Source organism: Pseudomonas sp. LP_7_YM, assembly GCF_004364435.1.
Classification (GTDB): Bacteria; Pseudomonadota; Gammaproteobacteria; order Pseudomonadales; family Pseudomonadaceae; genus Aquipseudomonas.
Map to the genome: position 1 here is coordinate 185002 of NZ_SOCT01000007.1, position 23900 is coordinate 208901.

General features: G+C 56.1%; 23 protein-coding genes and 3 pseudogenes. 13 read left to right on the plus strand and 13 right to left on the minus strand.

From position 1 onward, the window contains the following. Window positions 1-188 precede the first annotated feature (188 nt). Entirely contained in the window at window positions 189-911 is a 723-nt protein-coding gene (locus EC915_RS17650; protein ID WP_133751808.1) for a haloacid dehalogenase type II, read from the plus strand. Window positions 912-1531: 620 nt separating this feature from the next. Further along, entirely contained in the window at window positions 1532-3460 is a 1929-nt protein-coding gene (locus EC915_RS17655) for a bifunctional diguanylate cyclase/phosphodiesterase (protein ID WP_166651017.1), read from the plus strand. Window positions 3461-3514: 54 nt separating this feature from the next. Here EC915_RS17655 and EC915_RS17660 read toward each other — a convergent pair whose 3' ends face one another. Continuing rightward, a complete protein-coding gene (locus EC915_RS17660) occupies window positions 3515-3865 on the minus strand; it encodes a hypothetical protein (protein ID WP_177413392.1) in 351 nt (116 codons plus the stop codon). Window positions 3866-4038: 173 nt separating this feature from the next. On the opposite strand from EC915_RS17660, the pseudogene EC915_RS25320 reads away from it, so the two are divergent. Next, window positions 4039-4302 (plus strand): annotated as a pseudogene (locus EC915_RS25320) (helix-turn-helix transcriptional regulator); the annotation flags it as partial. Window positions 4303-4456: 154 nt separating this feature from the next. Here EC915_RS25320 and EC915_RS17670 read toward each other — a convergent pair. The 4 genes from EC915_RS17670 to EC915_RS17685 all read right to left on the minus strand — a co-directional run bounded on the left by EC915_RS17670 (window position 4457) and on the right by EC915_RS17685 (window position 7958). Then, window positions 4457-5941, minus strand: coding sequence for a hypothetical protein (locus EC915_RS17670; RefSeq protein WP_133751810.1), 1485 nt, complete (start codon window positions 5939-5941; stop codon window positions 4457-4459). 124 nt (window positions 5942-6065) lie between these two features. Beyond that, window positions 6066-6509: a DUF421 domain-containing protein gene (locus EC915_RS17675; protein WP_133751811.1), complete on the minus strand. Its 444-nt coding sequence runs from the start codon at window positions 6507-6509 to the stop codon at window positions 6066-6068. A 12-nt stretch (window positions 6510-6521) separates the two neighbouring features. Then, complete coding sequence (locus EC915_RS17680) at window positions 6522-7049, minus strand: hypothetical protein (RefSeq protein ID WP_256658764.1); 528 nt, start codon at window positions 7047-7049, stop codon at window positions 6522-6524. A 147-nt stretch (window positions 7050-7196) separates the two neighbouring features. Then, a complete protein-coding gene (locus EC915_RS17685) occupies window positions 7197-7958 on the minus strand; it encodes an OBAP family protein (RefSeq protein ID WP_256658771.1) in 762 nt (253 codons plus the stop codon). Window positions 7959-8584: 626 nt separating this feature from the next. On the opposite strand from EC915_RS17685, the gene EC915_RS17690 reads away from it, so the two are divergent. The 6 genes and pseudogenes from EC915_RS17690 to EC915_RS17705 all read left to right on the plus strand — a co-directional run bounded on the left by EC915_RS17690 (window position 8585) and on the right by EC915_RS17705 (window position 12158). Continuing rightward, window positions 8585-9445 (plus strand): alpha/beta fold hydrolase, encoded by an 861-nt coding sequence (locus tag EC915_RS17690; RefSeq protein ID WP_133751813.1) that lies wholly within the window; start codon window positions 8585-8587, stop codon window positions 9443-9445. A gap of 31 nt (window positions 9446-9476) precedes the next feature. Next, window positions 9477-9713 (plus strand): annotated as a pseudogene (locus EC915_RS25325) (glycosyltransferase); the annotation flags it as partial. A 19-nt stretch (window positions 9714-9732) separates the two neighbouring features. Then, window positions 9733-10455 carry a hypothetical protein gene (locus EC915_RS25330; RefSeq protein WP_256658772.1) on the plus strand — a complete coding sequence of 241 codons (723 nt, stop codon included), beginning with the start codon at window positions 9733-9735 and terminating at the stop codon, window positions 10453-10455. Then, entirely contained in the window at window positions 10395-10751 is a 357-nt protein-coding gene (locus EC915_RS25335) for a glycosyltransferase (RefSeq protein ID WP_256658765.1), read from the plus strand. The genes EC915_RS25330 and EC915_RS25335 overlap by 61 nt, the downstream gene beginning before the upstream one ends. Window positions 10752-10860: 109 nt before the next feature. Then, window positions 10861-11547, plus strand: coding sequence for an autoinducer binding domain-containing protein (locus tag EC915_RS17700; protein ID WP_256658766.1), 687 nt, complete (start codon window positions 10861-10863; stop codon window positions 11545-11547). Between the two features lie 17 nt (window positions 11548-11564). Next, on the plus strand, window positions 11565-12158 hold the full coding sequence (locus EC915_RS17705; RefSeq protein ID WP_133751815.1) for an acyl-homoserine-lactone synthase: 594 nt from the start codon (window positions 11565-11567) through the stop codon (window positions 12156-12158). 29 nt (window positions 12159-12187) lie between these two features. Here EC915_RS17705 and EC915_RS17710 read toward each other — a convergent pair whose 3' ends face one another. Beyond that, the gene (locus EC915_RS17710; protein WP_133751816.1) at window positions 12188-12517 is read right to left on the minus strand and encodes a protealysin inhibitor emfourin; all 330 of its coding nucleotides are present in this window, start codon (window positions 12515-12517) and stop codon (window positions 12188-12190) included. A gap of 5 nt (window positions 12518-12522) precedes the next feature. Beyond that, a complete protein-coding gene (locus EC915_RS17715) occupies window positions 12523-13584 on the minus strand; it encodes a M4 family metallopeptidase (protein ID WP_133751817.1) in 1062 nt (353 codons plus the stop codon). A gap of 357 nt (window positions 13585-13941) precedes the next feature. Between EC915_RS17715 and EC915_RS17720 the strand changes: the two genes are divergently transcribed. Continuing rightward, window positions 13942-15438 carry a methyl-accepting chemotaxis protein gene (locus EC915_RS17720; RefSeq protein WP_133751818.1) on the plus strand — a complete coding sequence of 499 codons (1497 nt, stop codon included), beginning with the start codon at window positions 13942-13944 and terminating at the stop codon, window positions 15436-15438. Window positions 15439-15607: 169 nt separating this feature from the next. Here EC915_RS17720 and EC915_RS17725 read toward each other — a convergent pair whose 3' ends face one another. Beyond that, window positions 15608-16138 (minus strand): glyoxalase superfamily protein, encoded by a 531-nt coding sequence (locus EC915_RS17725; protein ID WP_133751819.1) that lies wholly within the window; start codon window positions 16136-16138, stop codon window positions 15608-15610. A 583-nt stretch (window positions 16139-16721) separates the two neighbouring features. Here EC915_RS17725 and EC915_RS17730 point away from each other — a divergent pair. Beyond that, window positions 16722-17402: a lipopolysaccharide kinase InaA family protein gene (locus EC915_RS17730; protein ID WP_133751820.1), complete on the plus strand. Its 681-nt coding sequence runs from the start codon at window positions 16722-16724 to the stop codon at window positions 17400-17402. Window positions 17403-17572: 170 nt separating this feature from the next. On the opposite strand, the gene EC915_RS17735 is transcribed toward EC915_RS17730, so the two are convergent. Continuing rightward, entirely contained in the window at window positions 17573-18205 is a 633-nt protein-coding gene (locus EC915_RS17735) for a LysE family translocator (protein WP_133751821.1), read from the minus strand. 201 nt (window positions 18206-18406) lie between these two features. Here EC915_RS17735 and cobF point away from each other — a divergent pair, with 201 nt between their 5' ends. Next, a complete protein-coding gene (gene cobF, locus EC915_RS17740) occupies window positions 18407-19180 on the plus strand; it encodes a precorrin-6A synthase (deacetylating) (protein WP_133751822.1) in 774 nt (257 codons plus the stop codon). 132 nt (window positions 19181-19312) lie between these two features. On the opposite strand, the gene EC915_RS17745 is transcribed toward cobF, so the two are convergent. The 3 genes and pseudogenes from EC915_RS17745 to EC915_RS25680 all read right to left on the minus strand — a co-directional run. Then, the gene (locus EC915_RS17745; protein ID WP_133751823.1) at window positions 19313-19675 is read right to left on the minus strand and encodes a response regulator; all 363 of its coding nucleotides are present in this window, start codon (window positions 19673-19675) and stop codon (window positions 19313-19315) included. A 245-nt stretch (window positions 19676-19920) separates the two neighbouring features. Then, complete coding sequence (locus EC915_RS25675) at window positions 19921-20760, minus strand: methyl-accepting chemotaxis protein (RefSeq protein ID WP_372237920.1); 840 nt, start codon at window positions 20758-20760, stop codon at window positions 19921-19923. 15 nt (window positions 20761-20775) lie between these two features. Beyond that, window positions 20776-21810, minus strand: a pseudogene (locus tag EC915_RS25680) (cache domain-containing protein); the annotation flags it as partial. 655 nt (window positions 21811-22465) lie between these two features. Between EC915_RS25680 and EC915_RS17755 the strand changes: the two are divergent. Next, window positions 22466-22933 carry a hypothetical protein gene (locus EC915_RS17755; protein ID WP_133751825.1) on the plus strand — a complete coding sequence of 156 codons (468 nt, stop codon included), beginning with the start codon at window positions 22466-22468 and terminating at the stop codon, window positions 22931-22933. Here the strand turns inward: EC915_RS17755 and EC915_RS17760 are convergent, their stop codons facing one another. Then, complete coding sequence (locus tag EC915_RS17760) at window positions 22934-23839, minus strand: polyprenyl synthetase family protein (protein ID WP_256658767.1); 906 nt, start codon at window positions 23837-23839, stop codon at window positions 22934-22936. Window positions 23840-23900 lie beyond the last annotated feature (61 nt).

Below are 23900 nucleotides of genomic sequence, written 5' to 3' on the forward strand. Positions count from 1 at the left end.
ATTTGGTTTTGCATGGACCTGGCATGACGACATGGCCGAATCAGGGCGCACGATAAAGCTGTGCAACGCGCGGCCAGCCAAAGAAAGGTGCCGAGTTCAGGAAAACTCCCCAAGTGCCAAAGGCCAGCAGCCTTGCCGTGTGTAATCAGCACGATGCATGATGAGGTCTCCTATCTGAGAACATTTCCATGCTTGAACTCGATCCCCTTCCCCAAGTCATTACCTTCGACTGCTACGGCACTCTCGTCCAATGGCATCAAGCAATGCGCCAGGCTGCCGGCGCAATTCTCAACAAGCACCTGGGGGCCATAGCGACGCAGGAACAAGCCACCGGCTTGGCAGACCGGCTGCGAGGGATAGCGATGGAGCACCAACAGCGGTCTCCCTTTCGCGAGTACGAGGCGGTCCTGAAAGCCAGTCTCAACGAGGCATTGTCTGAAAATGGTCATGAAGCTACGGCGCAAGACCTGGATACGCTGTTGGCAACGTTGGGAAGAATCGCGCCCCATCCTGAAGTGCCAGCCGCGCTCAGCCGCCTGCGCGAACATTACCGGATCGCCATTATCAGCAACACCAGTGACAAACTTATCGCTGGAACCGTCAATGCGATCGGCACGCCCGTTGATTTCGTGGTGACTGCCCAGCAGGCGCAAGCCTACAAACCCGATCACCGTCTATTCCTCCATGCCTATTCCCTCATGGGGATCACGAAAGAAGAAACGATCCACGTAGCCATGGGTCAGTTCTCTGACCTGAAGGTTTGCCACGAACTCGGCATCCGGTCTGTCTGGATCGACCGGGAAGGAGAGCCCCTTCATGCTGCCTGGCAACCTGACGCGGTGCTCAAGGATCTTTCCAGACTGCCGGAGTTGTTGATTCCGTCCTCAAGCAAGTTCGACAGTGGACGTTGACACTTCTCAGCAGTCCGAAGGGTAATCGCTTTGGCAGCCGCTGCTCTACTCAAGAACACTCACGGCCGAGTTCATGCAACACGGTACGAAGGGCAGTGGAAGCCCTGGTTCAGAGCCTTGGCAATGTCAGTCACTTTTCCTTTTTCCAGGTTCGCGTTAGTGCTGATCCGAGCATGACCTTTTTGCGCAAAGACGGATTATAAAGACTAAAGTCTGGATGAGCGGTCATGTGTGGATTGCACTTACTTAGCTGGCTAATAATAAACTCGGACCGGCGGTCCGGGTCTGTATATCTATTTATTTGTAAAAGTGCGACGTTAGTTCGCTGTGCGTCATACTCCGAATTATGGCCGCACTGGCATTTTGATTTCATACTTTCTTGAAGTCTCTCGGAGCATGGATGCATGGCTATCCCGATATTTATACTTTGTGGAGTTCGCGAAAACGCTACCTTTATTAAGCAGTTTGCTGCCAATGATGAAGATTGGCTGATAACGTTTTTCCAGACTTCCGCCTCAGTTATTCGCCATCTAAAAAAACACTCAGCCGATGTTATTATCGTCAGTATGGCTCGGGGTCGATTCAAGGACCTGGCCAGATTCAGTCGATTTTATGATGCCATGTCCCATATGCCCGTTTTAATGAGTGGCGCTGAGCATCAACGCTGCGCCGCTGAGGCCTTCATCGCCTGCGGGGCGCAAGGTTTTGGCAGTTGCGATGCAAAAGATAGCCTTGCCAGTGTCCAGATCGTTCGTGATCTGGTCCTGCGTTTTCGGCTGCATAGTCAGCTCAAGAGCAGCGCGGTGCGAGCCGAGGTCACGCTCAATGCCATCAGTGACGGGGTGATCGGCGCTGACACCGATGGCAATATCGACTTTATCAATCCGGCAGCCGAGGTGCTGACCGGCTGGTCCAAGTCCTCGGCCACAGGGCAACCAATCGGCAAGGTGATGTCCATCGATCTCGATGATTCTTTGGGATACGAGCCACATCCGGTGCAAATGGCCCTGCAAAAGCGCTCTACGACGGGTCTCAGTGCAGGCGCGGTGTTAGTCAAGCGCGACGGCAGTCGGGTGGATATAGAAGATTCGGTGGCCCCGATCATCGATTATCGCGGCAACCTGACCGGGGCGGTGGTGGTGTTTCATGACGTCTCGGTAGAGCGTGCCATGAAAGTGAAAATGACCTACCTGGCCGAGCACGACTACCTCACTCAGCTCCCCAATCGCGTGCTGTTCCAGGATCGCCTGGAGCAGGCGGTTCGCGCTGCGCGGCGTCATCGCCAACGCCTTGCGGTGATGTTCATTGATCTGGACAACTTCAAACATATCAATGACTCCCTTGGACATGCGGTAGGCGACCAACTCTTGGTCTCGGTGGCCAAAACCCTGACCCGCAGTGTCCGCGCTTCGGACACCGTAAGTCGTCAGGGCGGTGATGAATTCGTGGTACTGCTGCCGACATTGCAGGTGGATGAGGATGTCGAAGTCATTGCCAGGAAGATCCTGCAGGGCGTTACCGAGGGACATCAGTTAAATGAACGAACGCTTTATATCTCGGCCAGTATCGGTATCAGTTTTTACCCCTCTGACGCCACCAACGTCGAAGACCTGATCAAACATGCGGACACAGCGCTCTACGATGCAAAAATAAAGGGCCGCAATCGTTATCAATTCTTCATGCCGGCGATGAACGCCAAGGCTGTGGAACGCCAGCTCATCGAAGCGGATCTGCGCAGCGCCATCGATCTTGGACAGTTCATTCTGCATTATCAGCCGAAGGTGGATCTGAGCAGCGGGCGAATCACCGGCGTCGAAGCGTTGGTGCGCTGGTGTCACCCACGTGAGGGAATGATTTCACCCTCGCGTTTTATCGGTATCGCCGAAGACAGCAAGTTGATCATCCCGATTGGCGACTGGGTTGTACGCACCGCTTGCCAACAGATACGCAAATGGGGCGAGCAAGGTCTGGACAATGTCTGTGTCGCAGTAAACGTGTCGACCATTGAATTACTGCAGACCTGTTACGTCGACAATATCCTGGCCATTCTCAAAGAAACTGGCATCGCACCGGGGGCCTTGCAGCTGGAGTTGACGGAAACGGTGCTGATGTCCGATCTGCCATTCAATTTTCAGGTGCTCTCGCGTCTCAAGGCTGCCGGGCTTAGCCTGGCGCTGGACGACTTTGGCACCGGAGCTTCCAGTCTGGCCTATTTGACCCAACTGCCTTTCGACGTATTGAAGATCGACCAATCCTTCATTCGCCACGTTAACTTGCGCACAGATAATTCTGCGGTGGTTGCCGCGATTCTCGCCATGGGTAAAAGCCTGCAGCACTGCGTGGTTGCCGAAGGTATCGAGGACTCTCTGGAGTTGGGCTTTTTGCGACAACATGGTTGTCAGGAAGGGCAGGGCTACCTGTTCAGCCGGCCCTTGAGCGAGACCCAGGTGACCACCCTGTTGCTCGCTGGCAGCGTGGGCATACCAGCGGGTTCGAGTGCCATTGACCGGCCTCGCCAGTCTGGAACGCAACATGATCGGCTAGCATAAGCCTGTGCAGCCCACGCAGACTCACCTATTCGTGCAGGAGGCTTGCGCCCTGTCTCATTTTTTTTCCGGCTCTTTTATATAACCAGGCGAAGCCAGAGAAGGGGGTTGGTGACGATCTTCGGTCGCACGTGCGTCGCGAGCCGCTGCATAATCCTTGTCTGCCTGCGTCTTCTCATCCGCAGCTTGCTGAGGGTTGCCCTCAGCCTGTTTCTGATCGGCAGTCTCTACGTGCTTGTTAGCATCCTGCACATGGTCTTCGGATGACTTGTCACAACCGGCAAGACCCATTGCAGCAATCAACAGCAACGGCAGGGTAAATTTGTTAGTCATTCTGAGCGCCTTTATACAATGGACCTGTTCGAAACGCGTCAGGCTCGATTGGTTCAATGCGAAAGTGCCTTTCACTCAGCAATTACCTTGCGAAATAACAGGAAAGATAGTTCCTGTCGCTGAATACCAAACCCCACCCAAGTGTTTTACCAAACTGAAAAATGATGGACGCTCAATGACTGCATTTGGTTTTTTTGTCTCGATCAGCCTATTACGCAAGTGCCGGACATCGAGGTCGTCAGCCGGACCTCATGAACCCGCCGGGTACTCAGGTACTCGCTCGGAGCCTGGGGGTAGGGGGAGACCACGCTGCCCTGAGGCTTCAATCGAGTCTATGGTCAGTCGATGCTGGATTATGTGCGCCAGCAGCGCATGGCACTGGCTCGCACCCTGCTTCGTCAGCGCAAATGGCATGTGGCGCCGATCGCCACCGGCTCGGCTACGCCAATCCCGCTAACTTCAACCATGCTTACAAGGCGTATTTTGGTCACGCGCCCGGGGCTGAGCGCTAAGACAGGACTGGACGTTGACGTTAAGCATCCAGCGGCCCCGGTAAAGCCTGGGTCATCTTCGTCAGTTGCTGTTCGGAGTTGAGGCGTGGAGCTGCGAATGGTCCTGATCCGGCGCGAACGGCTTCTGTTCCATCGACCGGGCACTGCTCAGGCGTCAGGCCACGGACCTGACGTCCTTCTTCATCTCGCCTGCAACGGGCTCGATCCTGTCCTTCGCATCCCCGGCCACGTCCTTGGCAGTGTCGCTGGGCTTCTCACCGGTGATGTCCTCATACACCTGCTCGCCGGCTGCTTTGGCTTCCGCCTTACCGGCCGCTTTCGCGGTACCTTTGGCCAGTTCTTTGGTGCCTTCCTTGAGGGCCATGTCGACAAACTCCTTGGTCCCTGCCTTCAAGCCAGCCTTCAAGGCCATCTCGGCGCCAAACTTGGCCGCCGTCACGGCAACGGACAACTCGGTACCGACGCCGGGGATTGCGTTGAGCAGCAGTGGGCCAAGTTCTTCGCCGATGGTACCCAGCTGTTTGAAGCCGTCCTTGATGTCGTCGCCCAGTTTGGAACCGTTATCCCGGGCCTCGGCCCACTCTTTTTCCTTGGCTTCATTGTCACCCCGGATCCAGTCGCCAATGCCTTCGAACCCGTGCTTGACCATCTGGCCGAAGTGATTAAAGCCATTAGCAATGTCGTGACCCAGATCAGAGAAGGCTTTACCGACTTTCTTGGCGCTGTCGACGATCATCTTGCCGAAGTCTTCGAAGCCATATTTGACCATGTTGCCAAAGGTCTGCAGGCCGTTGGTGCCGCCGCCGTTACTGCCGCAATGCGGGTCGCGCTGGTCTTCGCGCCTGGAGGGGGTACGGCCTTTGACCAGGTAGTCCTGCAGGGTACCGGCTTCCGATCCGCCGGCCGCATCTCCCCAACTGCCTTTGGTATAGCCACCGATGCTGCCGTTATGACGGAAGTCGGTCGGTTTGTCGGAGTCATCCGGATTTTTTTCATTTTTGACCGCAGTCAGCACCTTGTAGGCCCGCCAAGCGGCGTCAGGGTCGTTGTCGATGTCGCCATGCACATTGGGGTCCTTGGCCAACACATCGCGCAGGTTGCCGACACTTTTATCGTCCTTCTTCACCTCCTGGTTATTGCCCAATTTGCCCAGCAGGCCGCCGTTGAGCTCGTTGATCTTCTTCACGTCGAAACCGGGAGGCGCCTTTTCATCGGGCGAGGGAATGTCGGTGGACTCACCATCGATCGCTTGTTGCTGCTCAGGGCTCGGTCCTTGCTGGACGGCGGGCGTTGCGTTGACTGGCGTCTTCGCGCTGTCGGCCGCTACTTCACCCGCAGGCTTCTGTTCTTTCGACACCTGTGCTTTTTGCACCGACTCGGGACCGTTCGGGCTCTCGGCTTTTGCCGTGAACAGTCGGCTCAGCAGCTTACCGAGGGGGGCCAGTGTTGAGGTCTTGGTGATATCGTTGGCGGCTTGAGGTGGGGCACCACCGCTTGACTCGCCATTGCCAAAATGGATCGAGTTGTTAGCAGACGCGAGGTTTTTGGTCGACGCCGACTGGGCTTGTGAATGCTCAGGTGCGATTTCTCCCGGGCCGATGGACGTGCCTGGAGTCGAGTTGTAATGGGAGACACGCATGGCCATGGCCTTTTGGGGGGAGAGTCACAGGTGTGTGGCAGGCCTGTGACTCCAGTTCCATGCTGTGACAGCTTTATTCACCTTTTGTGATGGTTAGTAAGATGCGAGCGCATCGAGAAGTCTCTTACTGTCCGGTAATAATCGAGATTGCCCCGTTTCTTTCCATGATCGCGTATTTGATGTCCTTCATCTCCAGGACCCCTTGGGTAGAACGCGCAGCCTCCATGACATCTGCCTCAGTGATGCGGGCTTGCTTCATGCGATGTATCAATGGCTTGCCGTTCTCTACAACAACAGTCGGGCCACCATCCAGGAACTTTGCCAGACGCTTTGACCGCTGCTTGGCCAGCGAAAAGCCGACGTCGATAGCAATAAGCGTGGCAATGATAAGCACCGCGTTGGTTACCGAGAAATCATCTCCGAGCAGAGCCTGCTGGGTCGCCTCACCAATAATCAGCAATAGCACGAAGTCGAACGTTGTCAGCTCGGTGAGGGAGCGGCGCCCTGCAATACGAAACAAGACCATCAATACAAAGTACATCGCTGCGGCTCGAAGCACGGCATCCATAAGTTACTCCGTCTATGGATAGATAAACTTGGGCACTGGCAGGTTTTCGCCGCCGATCAAATGCATTGACCCTCGGTAAAGCCCCACGCCATTGCTGCGAACAGTCAGATACAAGGTCGCTAGACCGTTTCTGTCCGCCTTCATCGGAATGACCAGATCACGGCCCTCACTGCGAAGCGGTTCAGGCTGGGGATTGAGGCCCTCGATAGAAACACCTTCAAGAAGTTCGCTTCCCAGCACCAGATAAAGGATTTCATATGCAGCGCCTTTGGACGTGATGATCAGGTCATCCTGAGCACCGTTGCGGCTGAAACGCTCATACTTCACTTGCAGTCTTCCATCTGCGGTGGCGGGTTCCACCTGGCTCAATGGCCCCTTGGAGAATAATCCGGCAAGTGTCAGCCCGATGAGCAGAATCAGGCCTACCCAGCCGATGCGCTCGAAGCGCCATGCTTTGCGTTGCTGCGCCATATCCTCCTGGATCGGGTATGACCTGCTGCTGAATTCCTGACTGTGCATATCACCATCGGGTCGTGTCATTGCATTGCTGTCCTTTGGCGAGGGGTTGGCGGAGCGTCCATCGTCTCGCTCACGTGCGTGCCCAGTTACAGCAGACGGACAGGCTGAACCGCAAGTTCCCATGCGTTTCAGCGGGCAGCCTGACAGGTCATTGCTTGCGGGATACGACTAGTGGGTATGACTGCCCGTGGGATCCTTGATCTGAAATGTATTCCCTTTGCTCCAGGCATCGGCGCCGTTATCCACGGTCGGTGTGGGGATGTCAGCCCGGTTTTTTTCCTTTTCGGCGCTGTCGATGCCGAATCGTTTATCGCGTTTCTGAACCAATGTGGCATCCACCTGGCCATCGGCGGTGAACCCCATCATCAGTTGCGGTACACCCAGCGGCAGATCTTTATCAAGGTCGGTGTGCCAGGTGTGCCACGTCTTGCCATAGGTATGCACAAGCTTGTCCATGAGTGCATGCTCGGCTGGCTCAGGAATCCCTGGAGCGATGAGCTGGCCTGATTTCACCTCATGCACATGACTGTGCCAAAGAGCCTTCTCTGTGGGCGGAAGCTTGGCGAACAACGGCTCGCTAATGATGTATTCAACCCCCATCAGCTTGGCATCCTTGACGTTACCGTCGTAGATGACGCACTGGATGACCTCTTCATTCAAAATCGAACAATAGTGGTGAGCCTCCATCTGCGAGTGGAGGTGGCCATTGTAGAAATGGAAGCCGTCCAGATAGGCATTCAGCGCATCGATTGGCGGGCGGGACTGGAGCATGTCGGCCCCGACTTCAAGGGCCTTGGTAGAGGCCTTCTCAGGCGCGCCAGGAGCGTTCACATTGGACACGCTGTTGTTACCTGCGCAACCGGCGATAGCCACCGCTGCAAGTATGGTTAACGGCAGTTTGATGACCGTTCGCTGCTCGGATGGATGCATCCTGTCCATTCTTAACTCCTTGTCATGGGCCAATTACAGGCTGTGTTGCTTCAGATAAGTGACGGTTTCACCAGGATTCATAAACGTGCTCAAGCGCCATTGAGGGCTGTGCGACTGTTTTTGGACAAGAAGGGAATGGGTTTGTCTCGACTTACTTAGCGTTCCTCGCGATTCATACCTGGCATTGACTCTCTCGGAATTTCCGCAGCTTTTGAATCAGGATAACTTGGTCAAAAAAGTTCGCTTGCAACGCCACGATAAAAAAAATCAGCTGTTCCAGCGCCAAATAGAAGCTGGCTTCACAATGGATTGGATGCAACTGCTCAGATAACCTGCATACCAAAAAAGTACCGGTCCGTTTATTTTACTAAGTAAAGCTTGGTATTTTGCGTCCTGCGCAGGCGCTCGGCTCGTAACTAAAGACTCCTCCCTACCAGATCAGGTAGTTGTTTATACACACTCAAGCTTTGAGAATCACACCCTCGGCAGGCGTAGCGCAGATGAATGTCGCTGCGAGCAAGCCCTGTCTTCCTACAAGAATAAGACCTCCCCAAGCTCACAGCCTCCCCATGAACGGAAGCTAAGGGTCTCTATACGCGTAAAGGAATGCAGTGCTGGAGGTGAGAATGCGCCACGACAATGTTGTCATCGGGCAGGTGTTTAAAAAGTACGCCATCTACGTCGAACGAATCGGCAATGATCCGCGCAGGAAGACGGTACTGCTGGTCAATGGTGCGATGTCCACCACGGCTTCATTCGCACGCACCAGCCGTTGTCTGTCGCAATATTTCAATGTTGTCATGTTCGACCTGCCGTTCGCCGGTCGCTCGCGCCAACACAACCCGTCGCAGATGCTGGTGACCAAGGACGACGAGATTCAGATCCTGCTGGAACTGGTCAACCATTTTGATGTTAATCACCTGGTTTCGGCGTCATGGGGGGGGATATCGAGCCTGCTTGCACTTAGCCACAATCCTGCGTCCATCGAAAGCTCGGTGGTCATGGCCTTTGCCCCTGGCCTCAATCGGGCCATGCTTGAGTATGTCCAGCGCGCCCAACAGCTGATTGATCTGGATGACAAGTCCGCCATAGGTCATTTGCTGAACGAAACGGTTGGCAAGCACTTGCCACCCAGGCTCAAGGCCAGCAATCACCAACACATGGCGTCGTTGGCCAGCGCCGAGTACAGCCAGGCGCGCTTTCATATCAATCAGGTGATGTTGCTGGGCAACGGAAATTACCTCAATCGCCTGAACCGGATCGACAGCCACGTTCATTTCATCAACGGACTGTGGGACGAATACACCACGGTCCAGGATGCCCGAGGTTTCCGGCGACACCTCAGAAACTGCAGCTTTTCGAGTCTGGAAGGCGTCGGGCATTTTCTGGATCTGGAGTCTCGTACGGCAGCTGAACGCGTGCATCGGGCGTTGCTCGATCAGCTTTTGGTCGGCCACGAAGAGTCGGCGAAGGCGTGTTACGCGTAATCCCACAGACAGATATCAAGGAGGATATGGCATGCACGTGGTACTGATTGCAATCGGCTCGGCGGGTGATGTGTACCCGTTCATTGGGCTGGGTCGCACGCTGCTCAAGCGTGGTCACGGCGTAACGCTGTGCAGCATGCCGGTATTCCAATCGGTCATTGAGCAGCACGGGCTGCCCTTCGTGCCGGTGTGCGATGAGCAAACCTACGTGCAAGCCATGGCTGACCCAAAGCTGTGGGATCCGAAGACCTCATTACCCAGGCTTTGGCACGCTATCGCTCAGATGCTTGAGCCGGTCTATCGGCTACGTGGTCTCCCGGCGTCACGAAGACATCCTGGTCGTAGGATCGCTATGGGCGCTCGGTGCACGAATCGCCCAAGAGCGTCATGCAATCCCTTATCTGTCGGTTCAGGTATCGCCATCGACCTTGCTGTCGGCGCATTTGCCCCCCGTTCATCCCACATTTAACGTCCCGGCTGGCATTCCGCTGATCATGCGCCAAATATTGTGGCGCGGGATCGAATACCTCAGCCTCGACAGGGTATGCGCACCGGCGATCAATCATTTGCGTCATCGGGTCGGCCTGAAAGGAAGCGTGCAGCGTGTCTTCAGCCGGTGGCTGCATTCGCCGGAGGGTGTGCTGTGCCTGTTTCCAGCCTGGTTCGCCGAACCTCAACCGGACTGGCCGAGACCTTTGACGATGAGTGGTTTTACCCTGTTCGACGGTGCCGGCGACGTGCCGCTGGATGCCGAGCTGACGGCGTTCTTGCAGGCAGGTCCTGCGCCTGTGGTATTCACCCAGGGATCGACGACGCATGTTGACGAGCACTTTTACACGGTTGCGCAACGCACCTTGGCGCAATTGGGCATGCGAGGCATCTTTCTGATCGGTAACCGTGCGCCCTCGACGACCTGCCGCCGACGATATTTCAACGCGCGTATGTGCCCATGGCAAGCCTGCTTCCGCAGTGCACGGCGCTGGTGCATCCCGCCGGGATCGGCGCCATGAGTCTGGCGCTGGCTTGCGGTATTGCGCAGGTCGCGATGCCGGTCGCCCATGATCAGTTTGATAACGCAGCACGCCTCGTGAGCCTGGGTGCTGGCGTGAGTCTTCGCACGCCGCTGGGTGAGGACGATATGTTCAATGCCATGAAGCATGTTCTTGAAGACCCCGGCATCACCTTCACCTGCAAGCGCTTGCAATTACGCACGGCGCCTTCGGCGACGGCATGTGACATAGCTGTCGACTTGATGGAGCGTTGTCATGCGCTTCATCAGGCGCGCACGCTTAAAAAAGCCGGCTGATCTGACGGAACCATTGACATAGAGCGGTCCTGCGCTAGATTCAAGGAGTTGTTGAACCGGGAGCTGTGCCGTGACTAATGGACCAGGGTGGGGGGTATGGAGTGATGATTTGCATCACGAAATACTCTCGCAGCGCGAAACCGGTGGCGTTTTCGAACTGCTTGAGCGTGAAGTGCATCGCTTGGGTTTTGAATACTATGCCTGTGCGATTCGTCACGTCATTCCGTTCACCCGACCTCCTACCGAGATTCTCGGCTCCTACCCCGACGATTGGGTAAACCATTACCGGGAGCAGCAATACGCGGCAGTTGATCCCGCATTTCTCAACGGTCTGCATTCACGAAAGATGGTTGTCTGGGGTGACAAGCTGTTCAATACGTGTCGCAACCTGTGGGGAGAAGCTCGTGAGCACAGGCTCAGGGTCGGCGCCACGTTTCCGCTGCGTACCAGCAATCATGCGTTGAGCGTTTTGTCCGTGGCCCGAGCGCATGACGCAATCACGGTCATCGAGAGCGACCGGATCAGCTCTCATCTGCATTGCCTGATTGAAGGCGTCATACAGCGCCTTCATGAATTGCAGCATCCGATGCTGACCTCGCAGCAGATCGGCATCAGCCAGCGTGAACGAGAGATCCTGCAGTGGACGGCTGACGGCAAGAGTTCGGGCGAAATCGCGTTGATCCTGAGCATTTCGATCAACACCGTTAATTTCCACCTCAAAGCCATCCAGAAGAAGTTCAGGGCGCCCAACAAAACGTTGGCAGTTGCCTACGCTGCTGTCCTGGGAATGATTTAGCGATAAGGGTCTGGAAGATGGTAAACGTCGTCTGCAAGCGCCATGCAGAGCTATCGGGCCCATTACGCGATGCGTTGGGTTGCTACCGTCATCAGGTCTTCATCCAAAGGCTGGGCTGGGACGTCACGTCCACATCGCCGTTGCCGGATCGCGAGTTCGACCAATTCGATCATGAAGGGACACACCACATCATTGCCGTGGATGATCATGCTCAGGTTCGGGGTTGTGCGCGATTGTTGCCCACACGGGAGCCGTATCTGTTAGGCGAGGTGTTCGGTTATTTATGCGACAACGACCCGCCAGCGGATGGCAATATTTGGGAAATCTCCCGCTTTTCCGCCAGCGGCGAACTCACGCCCGGGCTTGCCATGCAGGTGTTTTGGTACAGCCTGCACCGTGCCTGGCTGATGGGTGCAAATTCAGTGGTGGCGGTAACAACGCAGTCACTGGAACGTTATTTCTTGCGCAATGGGGTCAAGCTATCCCGCTTGGGTGCGCCGCAACGCGTAAAAGGGGAGCGACTGATTGCTTTGAGCTTTGCCTCGTATCAGCCTGAAGGTATGCAAGGTGCCGCTGACTTCGCAGGCCGAAGCCGGTTGTCGCGGGCGTAGCGGCAACCGGCTCCCGATGAGCGTGCACATCAAGGTACTTCCCCCTTATCCCAGAGCCGCACCAACCCGCTCGGGGCGTTGCACTCCGGGACTTTGAGGATTTGCTTTTCTTCCCGATCCTGGATGCGGTAATGCAACTCGATCTGGTAAAAACGCTGGTCGCCGTGCCCGGCTGAATTGGTGTCTGCCACCAACGGCATGCAGTCGGACAGCAGCGAGCAGATCTGCGTACGCTGCTGGGGATCGCATTGGGCGAATTCGATTTCTCGCGGACGGGCAAGCCCCGGCATGGCGGCGACCCCGCCCTGGCGAGACAGACGCACGAACGCGTTGTCACCCAGTTCGGGAAGCTCTTTCATTTGCTCTACTTCCTCGGTTGGACGCCCACCTGTTTCCAGGCCTTTTCGATCGCTTGGGCAACATGGGGTTCGGCGCTGAAACGGCTTTTGGCATTTTTCAAGGTCAAGGCGGCGAAGTCACTGAACTCGGCAACGTTACTTAGCTGTTTGTCGCACAGCGTGTCGTACCAGACCTGTCCGGCGCGCTCCCAGGCATTTCCGCCGATGGCCACCGCTGCCAGATAAAACGCCCGGTTGGGGATTCCGGAGTTCAAATGCACACCGCCGTTATCATCCTGGGTCTGGATGTAATGAGCCATGTCTGCAGGCTGCGGATCCTTGCCCAGTACCGGGTCATCGTACGCCGTGCCCGGCGCCTTCATGGAGCGCAGGGCAACGCCTTTGACCTGATCGGTGAGCAATTCAGCACCCACCAGCCAATCGGCTTCTTCGGCGGTCTGCTTGTTAACGTACTGTTTGGTCAGGACGCCAAAGACATCCGACATGGACTCGTTCAATGCCCCCGACTGGTGAGCATAAACCAGGCCTGCTTCGCTTTCCGTTACACCGTGGGTCAACTCGTGAGCCACTACATCCAGCGAGCGGGTGAAGCGCTGGAAGATCTCGCCGTCGCCGTCACCAAAGACCATCTGCTCGCCATTCCAAAAGGCGTTCTGGTAGTCCTTGTCGTAGTGCACCGTGCCCAGCAGGGCCAAGCCATGGTTGTCGATGGAGTCGCGGCCATAGACCTTCCAGAAGAAATCATGGGTAGCGCCAAGGGCGTCATAAGCTTCGTCAACTGCCGGGTCGGCGCTGGCTGGCTGTCCTTCGGCCCGCACTTTTTTACCGGGTAGCCGGGTGCCGTGATGAGCGTCGTACACGCTGCGCGTCAATTGGCCTTTTACGCCGCCTTTGGCAACGGCAGCCTGTTGCGCCGAAGCTTTGGGTGGGCCGGGGTTACCGCGCAAACTGTTGACGTGACGCAGGGTCACCTCGGCTTTGGCGCGCTGTGGCTCGCTGCCATTGGCGATCAAGTGTTTGAGAATGTAGGGCGGGATGATACCGCGATAAAGGGTCGTGCCTGACATCGATGCCTCCATGACGTGTGGTACTGCAAAGCCGCCCGTCCAGGCGTTGTAAAGGATGTGAGCCTGATTTGACGATTCGGTTCCCCATCATCGGACGGATGCCAAGTTACCAACGAGCCTGCGCCCGACACGACGCCGAGCCAACCTTGGGAAGGGAACGATTCATTCACCTGTTGTCCGCTAGATTGGCTGATTTGCACGGCAGGTTGCAGTGGATGAAATTCAAAGTCTGCATATCCCGGATGGGGTCCGCGCTGTAAAACCTGTTAAACCTCAGCTCAAAGCCGCCGATAATCTACTGTCTGGAACCCAGGCGCCGCCTGATGCACCCCGCATCTGTACAAGGAAATTGCATCTATGTCGCCTCGACCCCGGTTTACCGACCATTACCGCAAAGCTGATCGGATCATGTTGGGCGTCTTGTGGTTATTGCTGGTCTATGCCTTGGGCCTGGCTTTCTGGCACGACACCTGGATACAGGCCATCGTGATAGGGGGCGGCACGACCTTGGCATTGACCCTGGCGTATCGCAGCATTGGCGGAAGCCGCGTGATGCGTTGTCTGATCGCCGCTGCCATGATGGTGATGACCGCACTGCACATCAATCAGGCCCAAGGCGTGATTGAAATTCACTTCGGCATCTTCGCCTTGCTGGCGATTCTTACCTTTTACCGCGACTGGCTGACCATCGTCGTGGCGGCCGTTACGATTGCCTTGCACCATGTGATCTTTCATATCCTTCAGCTTCAAGGCTTTCCTGTATTCGTAATGCAGCAGCATGGCGGCTGGACCATGGTCGTCGTGCACGCGCTGTATGTGGTCGCAGAGAGTGCCATTCTGTTGTATTTGAGCGTGCAAAATCAGGCCGATGCCCGCGAGAGCCAGGATTTGCTGGACAAGATGCTCGTCACGGCTTCCGCTTTTAGTTCGTCCGCCCATGGCAAAGGTAGTGCAGCGCCGCCAGTTTCCCTGGCGCAGCGCTTCGATCAGTTTATTGGGCAGATCGCTGGGCTTGTCGACGGCGTCGTGCGCGACACCTCCGGCCTTGGAGACCTCAGTCACCAGCTCGCGCAAGCCAGCGATACCCTGGAATCCGGGGCCAAAACCCAGCTGACTGAAGTGGCGCGCATGAGTATTGCGATTCAGCGCATGGGAGATGCCATGGCGCACATCGCCCAGCAGGTGGATCAGGCCGTGCAGCGCGCCGGCCAGGCCAGCAGCGAAGTGAATCGTGGCCGTGAAAGCGTTGATCGTGCCCGCCAGGAAATTACCCAGTTGGCCGAACGCATCAATGGCACTGATGTGACGGTGCAAGCGCTCGCCGGTCAGGCCCAACAGATCGGGAAAGTGCTGGATGTCATCGGCAGCATTGCGCAGCAGACCAATTTATTGGCGTTGAACGCTGCCATCGAGGCCGCCCGCGCGGGTGAGCAGGGCAGGGGGTTTGCCGTGGTCGCCGACGAGGTTCGTAACCTGGCCCAGCGTACAGCGGTGTCGACTCAGGAAATACAAACGATCATCCAGGATCTGCAGCAGGGCAGCCACCAGGCCGCCACAGCCATGCACGATAGCCGCGAAAGCGTCATCCGTTGCGTCGAAAACAGTCAGCTCGCCTCACAAGCCCTGCATGCGGTCGGCGAAGACATCCAGCATATCGATCAGATCAACGGGCTGATTGCCGCAACTACAACCGAGCAATCAGCTGCGAGCGCAGAGATCGCCGAGCAATTGCGCGCCTTGCAGGGTATTGCCGAGCGTACCGCGAGCAATGTTGACGTGCTGGCGCAGAGCAGTCAGCGACTTCCTCCATTGGCCATGCGCCTGGAAGCCCTAGGTCAGACGTTTCAGCGTTAGCGGCTGAAGATTCACGCAGTACCCCATCGATGCAGCCAATCGGCGCGCGCGGAAAGCTCCCTGCGAATGGCATTGCCCTTATTCGACCACCCTTGATGTCGCCTGGGAGCGTTCCATTGCTCAGGCAGCAAGGGCGGGCGAATCACATCAATACGTCTGCTCGGTAAAATCAGCTCTGGCAGAAGCGAATGCGATTGCCGAATGGATCGTAAACTTCCAGAACTTGCCCCCATTCTTGCTGAACAATATCGGGACGTCCGTATCCGTAGCGTTTTTCGCGTAACTCATCGCGAAGCATTTCGATGTTCTGCATCGGAACAAACAGCGTTGAACCTGGGCTCGCGTCGCCGTGGTGTTCGGATAAGTGCAACTGCAGCCCGTTGCGCATGACCCCTAGATACAGGGGGAGCGTCGGTTCGAATCGATGCTCGAATTCGACCTTGAAACCCAGGAAATCAACGTAGAATTCGCAGGCTTTGGCCTCATCGAAGATACGCAGGATCGGAATTGATTTATCGAATGTAATGGCGGGTAGAGCGCTTTCATCTGCAAGCATCGCTGAGGCGGTGTTCCAGTCTTTATAGCCCAGCTGTTGCGCGACCAGTTCGAGTGCCGTGGAGTGGGAGACCTCCTGATGGTGCTTGCCCAATGAAACACGCAGGTGCTTGGCCATCTGCTTGGCTTTCTGGATTGAAATCATTACTTCTCCTTGAGTCGAAGCGTTCTGGTGCTCGCGTTGCCAAACCTCGACTATCAAGAGAGATGCGACAGGATGGGGGAAAATATGCTTTCACCTTCCCTTCGGGAGCGAGCGGCGGGCAGCATCGGCCTGCGCGGATACTACGCATCCGCCCACTTGATGAAAGTTGTAACCGGCAGCTTGTCTGAAACCCCTGCATCAGGAACCAGCCGGGCTAGTCGGACTAAGTGAGTAAGGATAATTGGGGTTATTGTATTGTGCTCACAGGTCTTGGAGCGCGTACCCATGCTTCAACTGTCAGGATTGCCCCATCTTATGGCGAGACTAATGAGTAATTAAGCGTGCAGGGCGGGATGATTTGAGGTTCAATCGCCAGCGCTCCAATTGGGCGGCGCCCCTCAAGCAGCGGGTAATTGCCAGCCCCCTGTTTGATTTGCGATGCACCGAGTGCTCAATGAGGCTGGGGCGCGCTGCTGAAAGTACGTTCAAAATTCGTGGCTGCGAAAATCAATTTTTGTGGGGCGTTGTCCCGGCAAGGTTCGAAGTTTGCATCAATATTTGTTTTATATAAGGCTGGACTAACATGAAGCGCGTGACCGACGAAGATTTTGACCGTTGGTGGAATACCGAAGGGCCTTGGGTTGAGGAGCCAAACTATCGTCGTAAAGGCATGAGTGGCGTTCAGAGAGTCACTCATGATGGCGTCACTGTTTACGTAAAACGTCAGACCGGGCATACGTTCCGTAGTCTTCGCTACCCCATGGGCAGACCCACCGTTCTACGTGAAGGTGCAGCGCTTTCGCGACTGGATCAGCTAGGGGTATTGGCACCTAAACCTATCTATTTCGGTGCACGTAAAATCGGCGGCACCTGGCACGGTCTGCTGGTCACCCATGAATTGCAGGGATATCAGGACCTGGATACGTGGTATGCCGAGCAAGCAGCGGCACAACTGACCGAACAAGATCATCTGGCTATTCTGCAGAACCTGGCAGTCTTGCTCGCGAAGATGCATCACGCCCGTCAACAGCATGGCTGCATGCGATCCAAGCACATCTTTATCAATTCCGGGAACGCCGAGGATGGCAGTCAATTCAGTCTGGCGTTATTGGACCTGGAAAAATCGCGGCCAAGAAAGACAGCGTTAAATGCCGCGCGTCACGATATCCCCCAGCTTCGCAGGCATTCGCCGTGGAGCGATGCGCATTGGGCTTACTTTCTAGAGCTGTATGAGAAAAAGCTGGGACGGCAAATCGGCGCTTAAGACGCTGGTCGCTCAGGCAGGGCCAAAGCCGGTAGGGAATCAGGCATAGCGTATATACGGCGGATGATTACCGGGTTGCTGCCTTATGGCCATGCGCGCTCTTGATCATTTCAATGGCCGGTAAGACGTTTACGGCAGACGGGGTGGCAAACACCCCGTAGCCTGACCACTCATCTCCCGGACACCAGTGCCATGCGGCAAGCCAATCCAACGAACACCGCCCCCAATACTTGATTCAGGCGCTTGGCAATCCGAGCGTTGGCAGCCAGCGTGATCCCTATTTTGCTCGCTAACAGAATCACCGATCCATTCACGAGCAAGCCGATGAAGTTCAAGATGGTCGCAAATACAAGCATCTGAGCGACTATCGAACCTTTCGCGGGATCAACAAACTGCGGAAACAGCGACAGGACAAAAAGTGCCATTTTTGGGTTCAGCAGATTGGTTATCACTCCCTGCTTGAAAATACTCGGCAAAGGCGTAGACGCGAGGGTTGCATCGGCTTGCAGAGCAGAGGCAGTGGCGTTGAATGCTTTCCAGGCAAGGAATGCCAGATACGCAGCACCGGCAAACCGGACGGCGTCGTATGCAGCAGGGACATTGATCAACAATTGTGAAAGCCCCAAAGCAGCAGCGAAGGCGTGACAGTAGGTGCCTGCCTGAATACCTGCCAGAGAAACGAAACCCGAGGCCCGGCCCTGGCTTATGCTCCGGGAAGCGATCAGTAACATATCAGGGCCCGGCGTCAGTGTAAGCGCCAGACAAGCGCCCGCGAAAAGTGCTGCTACAGAGAGATTAATCATTTATGCCCTTGCATCACGTTGGGTTTGCGGTATGGATGATCACGCAGTGTAATGTACGGCGTTTCCTTCCTCGTTCCAGACGAACAGCAGTCTCTTAGCCCATGGGAAAGCGCAGTTTAAGCATCCATATGGTTTTTCGGTAAGTCCCCGGTAGAAGCATTTGGATATGATTCATCCACCCCAATCGCCCGGAGTGCTCCGATGAAAAAAATCCTGGTCATCGGTATCGGCGCAGGGAATCCCGAGTACATCACCGTGCAGGCAGTCAAGGCACTGAATCGGGTGGATGTGTTCTTCCTCATGGACAAAGGCGTGAGCAAGGAAAAGCTCAACCACCTGCGCCGGGAAATCTGCAAGCGCTACATCACTGACCGCAATTACCGGATCGTTGAAGCGACCACGCCTGAGCGGCAAGGAGAAGGGCTTGGCTATTTAAAAGCAGTGGACAACCTGAACGCCGAAAAGCAGCACGTCTTCGAGCGGTTGATTGCTGAAGAACTCGATGACGGAGATTGTGGCGCTTTTCTGGTCTGGGGTGATCCGTCGCTCTATGACAGCACCATTCGCATACTCAACGCGATTATCAAGGCCGGTCAGCACGTCATTGAGTACGAGGTCATTCCCGGCATTACCAGCGTTCAGGCACTGACGGCACAACATAAAGTGCCCCTTAACAATATTGGCCACTCGGTCGAGATCACCACGGGTAGACGACTTGCTCGAGGCTTTCCAGATAATGTCGACAGTCTGGTGGTGATGCTGGACGCTGAAAATGCCTACAAGGCGCTGGCTGATCAGGCTGTCGAGATCTTTTGGGGGGCCTACCTGGGGACGCCCGATGAGATTTTGATTTCGGGGAAGTTAAGTGAAGTTGCCGACGAGATCGAGCGCGTGCGCAATGCCGCTCGTGAGGCGAATGGCTGGATCATGGACACGTATTTGCTCAAACGCGGTGTACAGGATGAGTCCGAATAACCGTGCTGATAAATCGCTGAGATCGCCAGGGTTCCAGGCCGGCCTGGTTGTTGTGCAGGTGCACCGGCTGGCCAATGAGCCCGGCCATTTCAAATGGCTCGGCCTTTTCATTGAGGCCATAGGAAACGGTTTTCAATGCAAAGGTGCAAGCTTGATGCATATCGAATGCAGCTGATCAATGTTGAACGGCTTGGGCAGCCAGAACACGCTCTGATCAGCAATGTCTTCCGAGGCGGAGTGAAAACCCGAGGCAACAATGACCGGCATCTGCGGCTGAACGTCCAGAACACGCCTGATCAGTTCCACACCGTCTATCTTTCCGGGCATGTTCAGATCCGTGATCAGCAGGCGCGGTGGGTAGTTGCAATCTCGAATGAAGCACCAGGCCTCGTCCGCATCGTGAAAGGGGCGAACTTTGTACCCGTACATCTCCAGCACGTCGACCACCAGCTCGAGAATCAGCTGCTCGTCCTCAACAACGATGATCGAATCCATACTCTGTCTTCCTTAGGCATTTTTTATACGACAGGGTGGGGGCCTCCAGATTCCAAGTATTAAATGCAGTTCGTCGGCAATTATCAGCACAGTTGAGCTTCATGAGCGACAGCGCTGGCAGGTAGCCGCTCGGTTGCAGTAACACACTGCAGTTTGCACGCCCGCCCAAAGCAGCCTTTCGCCGCTTTGGGCGCCAGGCTGCTCTGCGATTTTGCACCGCGTTAATATCGCGCGGCGTCGCATGGCTAGATGCGGAAGCTGCCCACCAGCTGCTTTAAACGCGAGGATTGTTGTTCCAGGTCGGTACAGGCACGCAAGGTCGCCTGCAGGTTTTCCACGCCCTCCTGGTTCAGTGTGTTGATCTCGGTGATGTCCATATTGATGGCTTCAACGACCGCGGTCTGCTCCTCGGTCGCGGTTGCAACGGACTGATTCATCCCGTCGATCTCGCCGATGCGTGCCGTAACGCTTTCCAGGCTGCCACCTGCGCGGTTGGCGATGCTCACGCTTTCGTTACTTTCGCGCTGGCTCTCGTTCATGATCGCCACCGCTTCGCGGGCACCCAACTGCAGCTCTTCGATCATTCTTTGCACCTGGCTTGCCGACTCCTGCGTACGATGGGCCAGACTGCGCACTTCATCCGCAACCACGGCAAAGCCGCGTCCCGCTTCACCCGCACGGGCTGCTTCAATAGCCGCGTTGAGCGCCAGCAGATTGGTCTGCTGGGAAATGCCCGTGATCACTTCAAGAATCTGGCCGATGTTCGCCGTTTTGGTATTCAGCTGTTCGATCTGTTCACTCGCGCCGCTGATCCGGGTGGACAAACGGTTCATGGCCTGAATGTTCAGCCCGACCACTTCCTGCCCGTCAAAAGCGAGACTGCGCGCATCGCTGGAATGACCGGAGGCACGGGCGGCGTTTTGTGCGATCTCCTGAGCGGCTGCGCCCAATTGGTTGATCGCAGCCGCCACGCTGTTTGTACGGTTGGCCTGCTGGTCCGAGTTGAGCATCGATGAGTTGGAGGCACTCACGACCCTGAGCGCGACTTCGTTGAGCTGCACGGTGGAGGAGGCGACTTCACGCATCGATTGGTGAATGCGTTCGACGAACAGGTTGAAGCCATTGCCGAGATAGCCGAACTCGTCCTGGCTCTGAATCTCCAGGCGCTTGGTCAGGTCGCCTTCACCTGCAGCGATATCGTGCATGGCTTTGCCCATCAGGTTCAAAGGGCGCATCAGGAAGCTCAGGAGCATGCCGAGCAGAATAATGATCAACACCACGGCAATAATGGTCGCGATGATGGCCGAGTTGCGGAATTGACTCAGCATTCCGTAGGCTTTGGCCTTGTCTACCGCCACACCGACGTACCAGTTGACGGAGGGCAGACCATCGACCTGGGCGAAGGTGAGGATCTGGGTTTTGCCAGCCAGCGTACTTTCACTGATGTCCCTGGAGAGCTTGGGGGTGTCGGTTGGATAGACCTCGGCCAGGGTTTTCATCACCAGCGAAGTGTCCGGGTGCACCAGAATACGGCCACTGGCGTCGACCAGAAACGCGTAGCCGTCGCCTTGTACGCGCAGCGAACTGATCATGTTGACAAGTGTTTCCAGACTCAGATCGCCACCCACCACGCCCTGCTGCCCGGTGACGTTTTTGACGGGGGTTGCGATGGTAACGATCAGCCCTTTGGTCACGGCATCAAGATAGGGTTCGGTGAGCGTGGTCTTTGCGGCGCTGATCGCGCCCTTGTACCAGGGCCGGGTGCGCGGGTCATAGCCGGCCGGCATTTCATCAGGCGGCTGCGTGAGGAAAGAGCCATCACTCTGACCCAGAGAAAGGGTCATGAAGTTGGCCAACAGGGTCTTTTGCTTAAGTACGAGGGTTTGCCCATCGGCAGTTGGCGCCGACCCGAGAGCCTCCGCGGCGCTCTCTACCAGCAGGATCTTGCCGGACAGCCAGCTCTGAATGTTGCCTGCGGTGCCTTTGCTCGTCTCTCTCAAGCTTTCTTTTAGCTGGGTTGTCGTAGCATTTCGTTGGAGGTAGTTGCTGTAAAGCGTAAATAGCGTGAACGCAGCAATAACGACGAGGGAGGCTGCTAGAAGTATCTTGTGGCTGAATTTCAATGATCTGGTCATAGCCGATGATGTTCCCCGTGGTTGCTTCGGATGAGAGCGGATTTTTGCGTTCGCTCACCGGGATATCGGCGGGGCGCGAAGTCGGTTTAACGGCTTGGCAATAAAACTGTATTCAAATGGATGGTTTCAGACCGCCGGTCATATCCGTGGTGTCAGTGGCCTCAGAATAAATGCACCGTGCCTGCCGGCGCACTTGAAGATTGAACGTGGCTGCTCCAGGGCGGCCACCTGTGGCATATGAGCGTTAGCTCGAGTGGCTGTAAAACAGCGCGTAGGACTCGATTCCGTCATTGGGCTCTTTAGTGCAGGCCAAGCTAGATGCGTGCGGTCGGGCCGCCTTGAGTCGTGGCACCCAGGGCGCCGGAGATTTCCGCGGCTTGGGCGTTGATGGCCAGGCAGGACAGCAGAACGCAGCGATCAGTAGTTTTTCATTTATTGAGGAGGCTATTGGAGATCGATAGGGGCGGTTATTCCGCGCGTGAGTAGGGCAGATGGCTATTAAACATGGTTCAAAGATTTTTCCGGCTTGCGAAAGCGGGAGGCCTTCGATCGTTCGCCATGGACCTGGCTGAGGGGATGACTGACGTCGATCAAGCGCAACGGGCGTGGCTGGAATAAGATACACCTCAATTTTTTGTATCAAGGGGTTTGAACAATGCGGCGTTTAGTTCTCGTCACCGGTGTCCTCCTCTGCTTTAGTGCGTGGGCTGATAACGCGATTGAGCCTATAAAAAAGTGGACGCTGCTGGATCAGAACGATAAGGCCTACACCCTTGATGACGATGCACAAGTGCTGCTGGTTGCACGTAGCATGTCGGCAGCCAGACTGCTCAACGCAGCAGTAGAGGATGCACCTGCAGGCTATCTGGAAGCGCGACATATGATTTACGTCGCGGATATCGAAAAGATGCCTTCATTGGTACAAGTGGTGGCGGTGCCCGCCATGCGCTCCGCTAAATACAGAATTCTGCTGGATCGCGAGGGCAGGGTCGCAAGTGGCTATCAGGGGGATCGTGAGTCCGTTCAGTGGCTGACTCTGAAAAACGGCGCGGTGGTACAGGAAACGCGTTATACCGATGGCTCGAAACTCAAGCAAGCCATCGCTGATCAGGCGCATCCGTGATCAGTGCGTAAGCGCTGCCTGTTTGAAGACCATTCTCATGTAATCGGCGATCAGGCCCGAATCACCGAAGACCTGACGAAGGCTCAGTTCAGCATTGCAGAGGTGGACAAACAGTTGCTGCCTCACTTTGTCTTCGCCGTACAGCGACACGAATGTGGATTTGCCGACATCCTTGCCCTGATCCTTTTCGCTGCCAGGGCAGGTGTCGCGTAAATCGTCGTACATCTGGAATGCCTGCCCCAACTCCATGGCAAACGTCTGCAGCATGGGTCTGACGCTGTCCTCAGCGCTGCTGATCAGCCACGCCATATCGACGATGGCCCCGAATAACACGCCGGTCTTGAGGTTGTTGGTCACGGCTATCTCTTCGGGGCGGCGCGATTGCTGTCCGTCACGCAGGTCCTGAAACTGACCGCGCACCAGACCGCGCATGCCCACCGCATTGGCTGCCACCTCGACAAGCTGAGTTCTGATGGTGGGCGCCAGGTCACTGATCGCGGCAATCACGCCGAATGCACGGCTCAGCAAGGCGATGGCGGTCAAGATCGCAATGTCTTCGCCGAACTTCAAATGCACGGTGGGTCGACCGCGCCTGAGTGAGGCGTTGTCCATGCACGGCATGTCGTCCAGCACCAGCGATGCGGCATGAATCATTTCCACAGCACAGCCCAGGTCCAATCCCCAGGTGCCGTCGTGTCCCAACCCTTCGGCAGTAAGCATCAGCAGAATAGGGCGCATGCGTTTGCCGGGGGCCAGCGTCGATTCGCGCATCGCCAATGCGACCAGATCCCGCTCGTTGCCACTTTCCGGCAACAACTCATCCAGACGCTTTTCGATGCAAGCGCGCACCTGTTCAAGACGCTCTTTGTATCCGTCGTTGATGGTGGCGTCTGAGTCCATTGTCATCGGTGTTGTTACCTCTGTGACGATTGAGCGGTTCGACCCTGTCCTTTGAGCTTGCAGACGC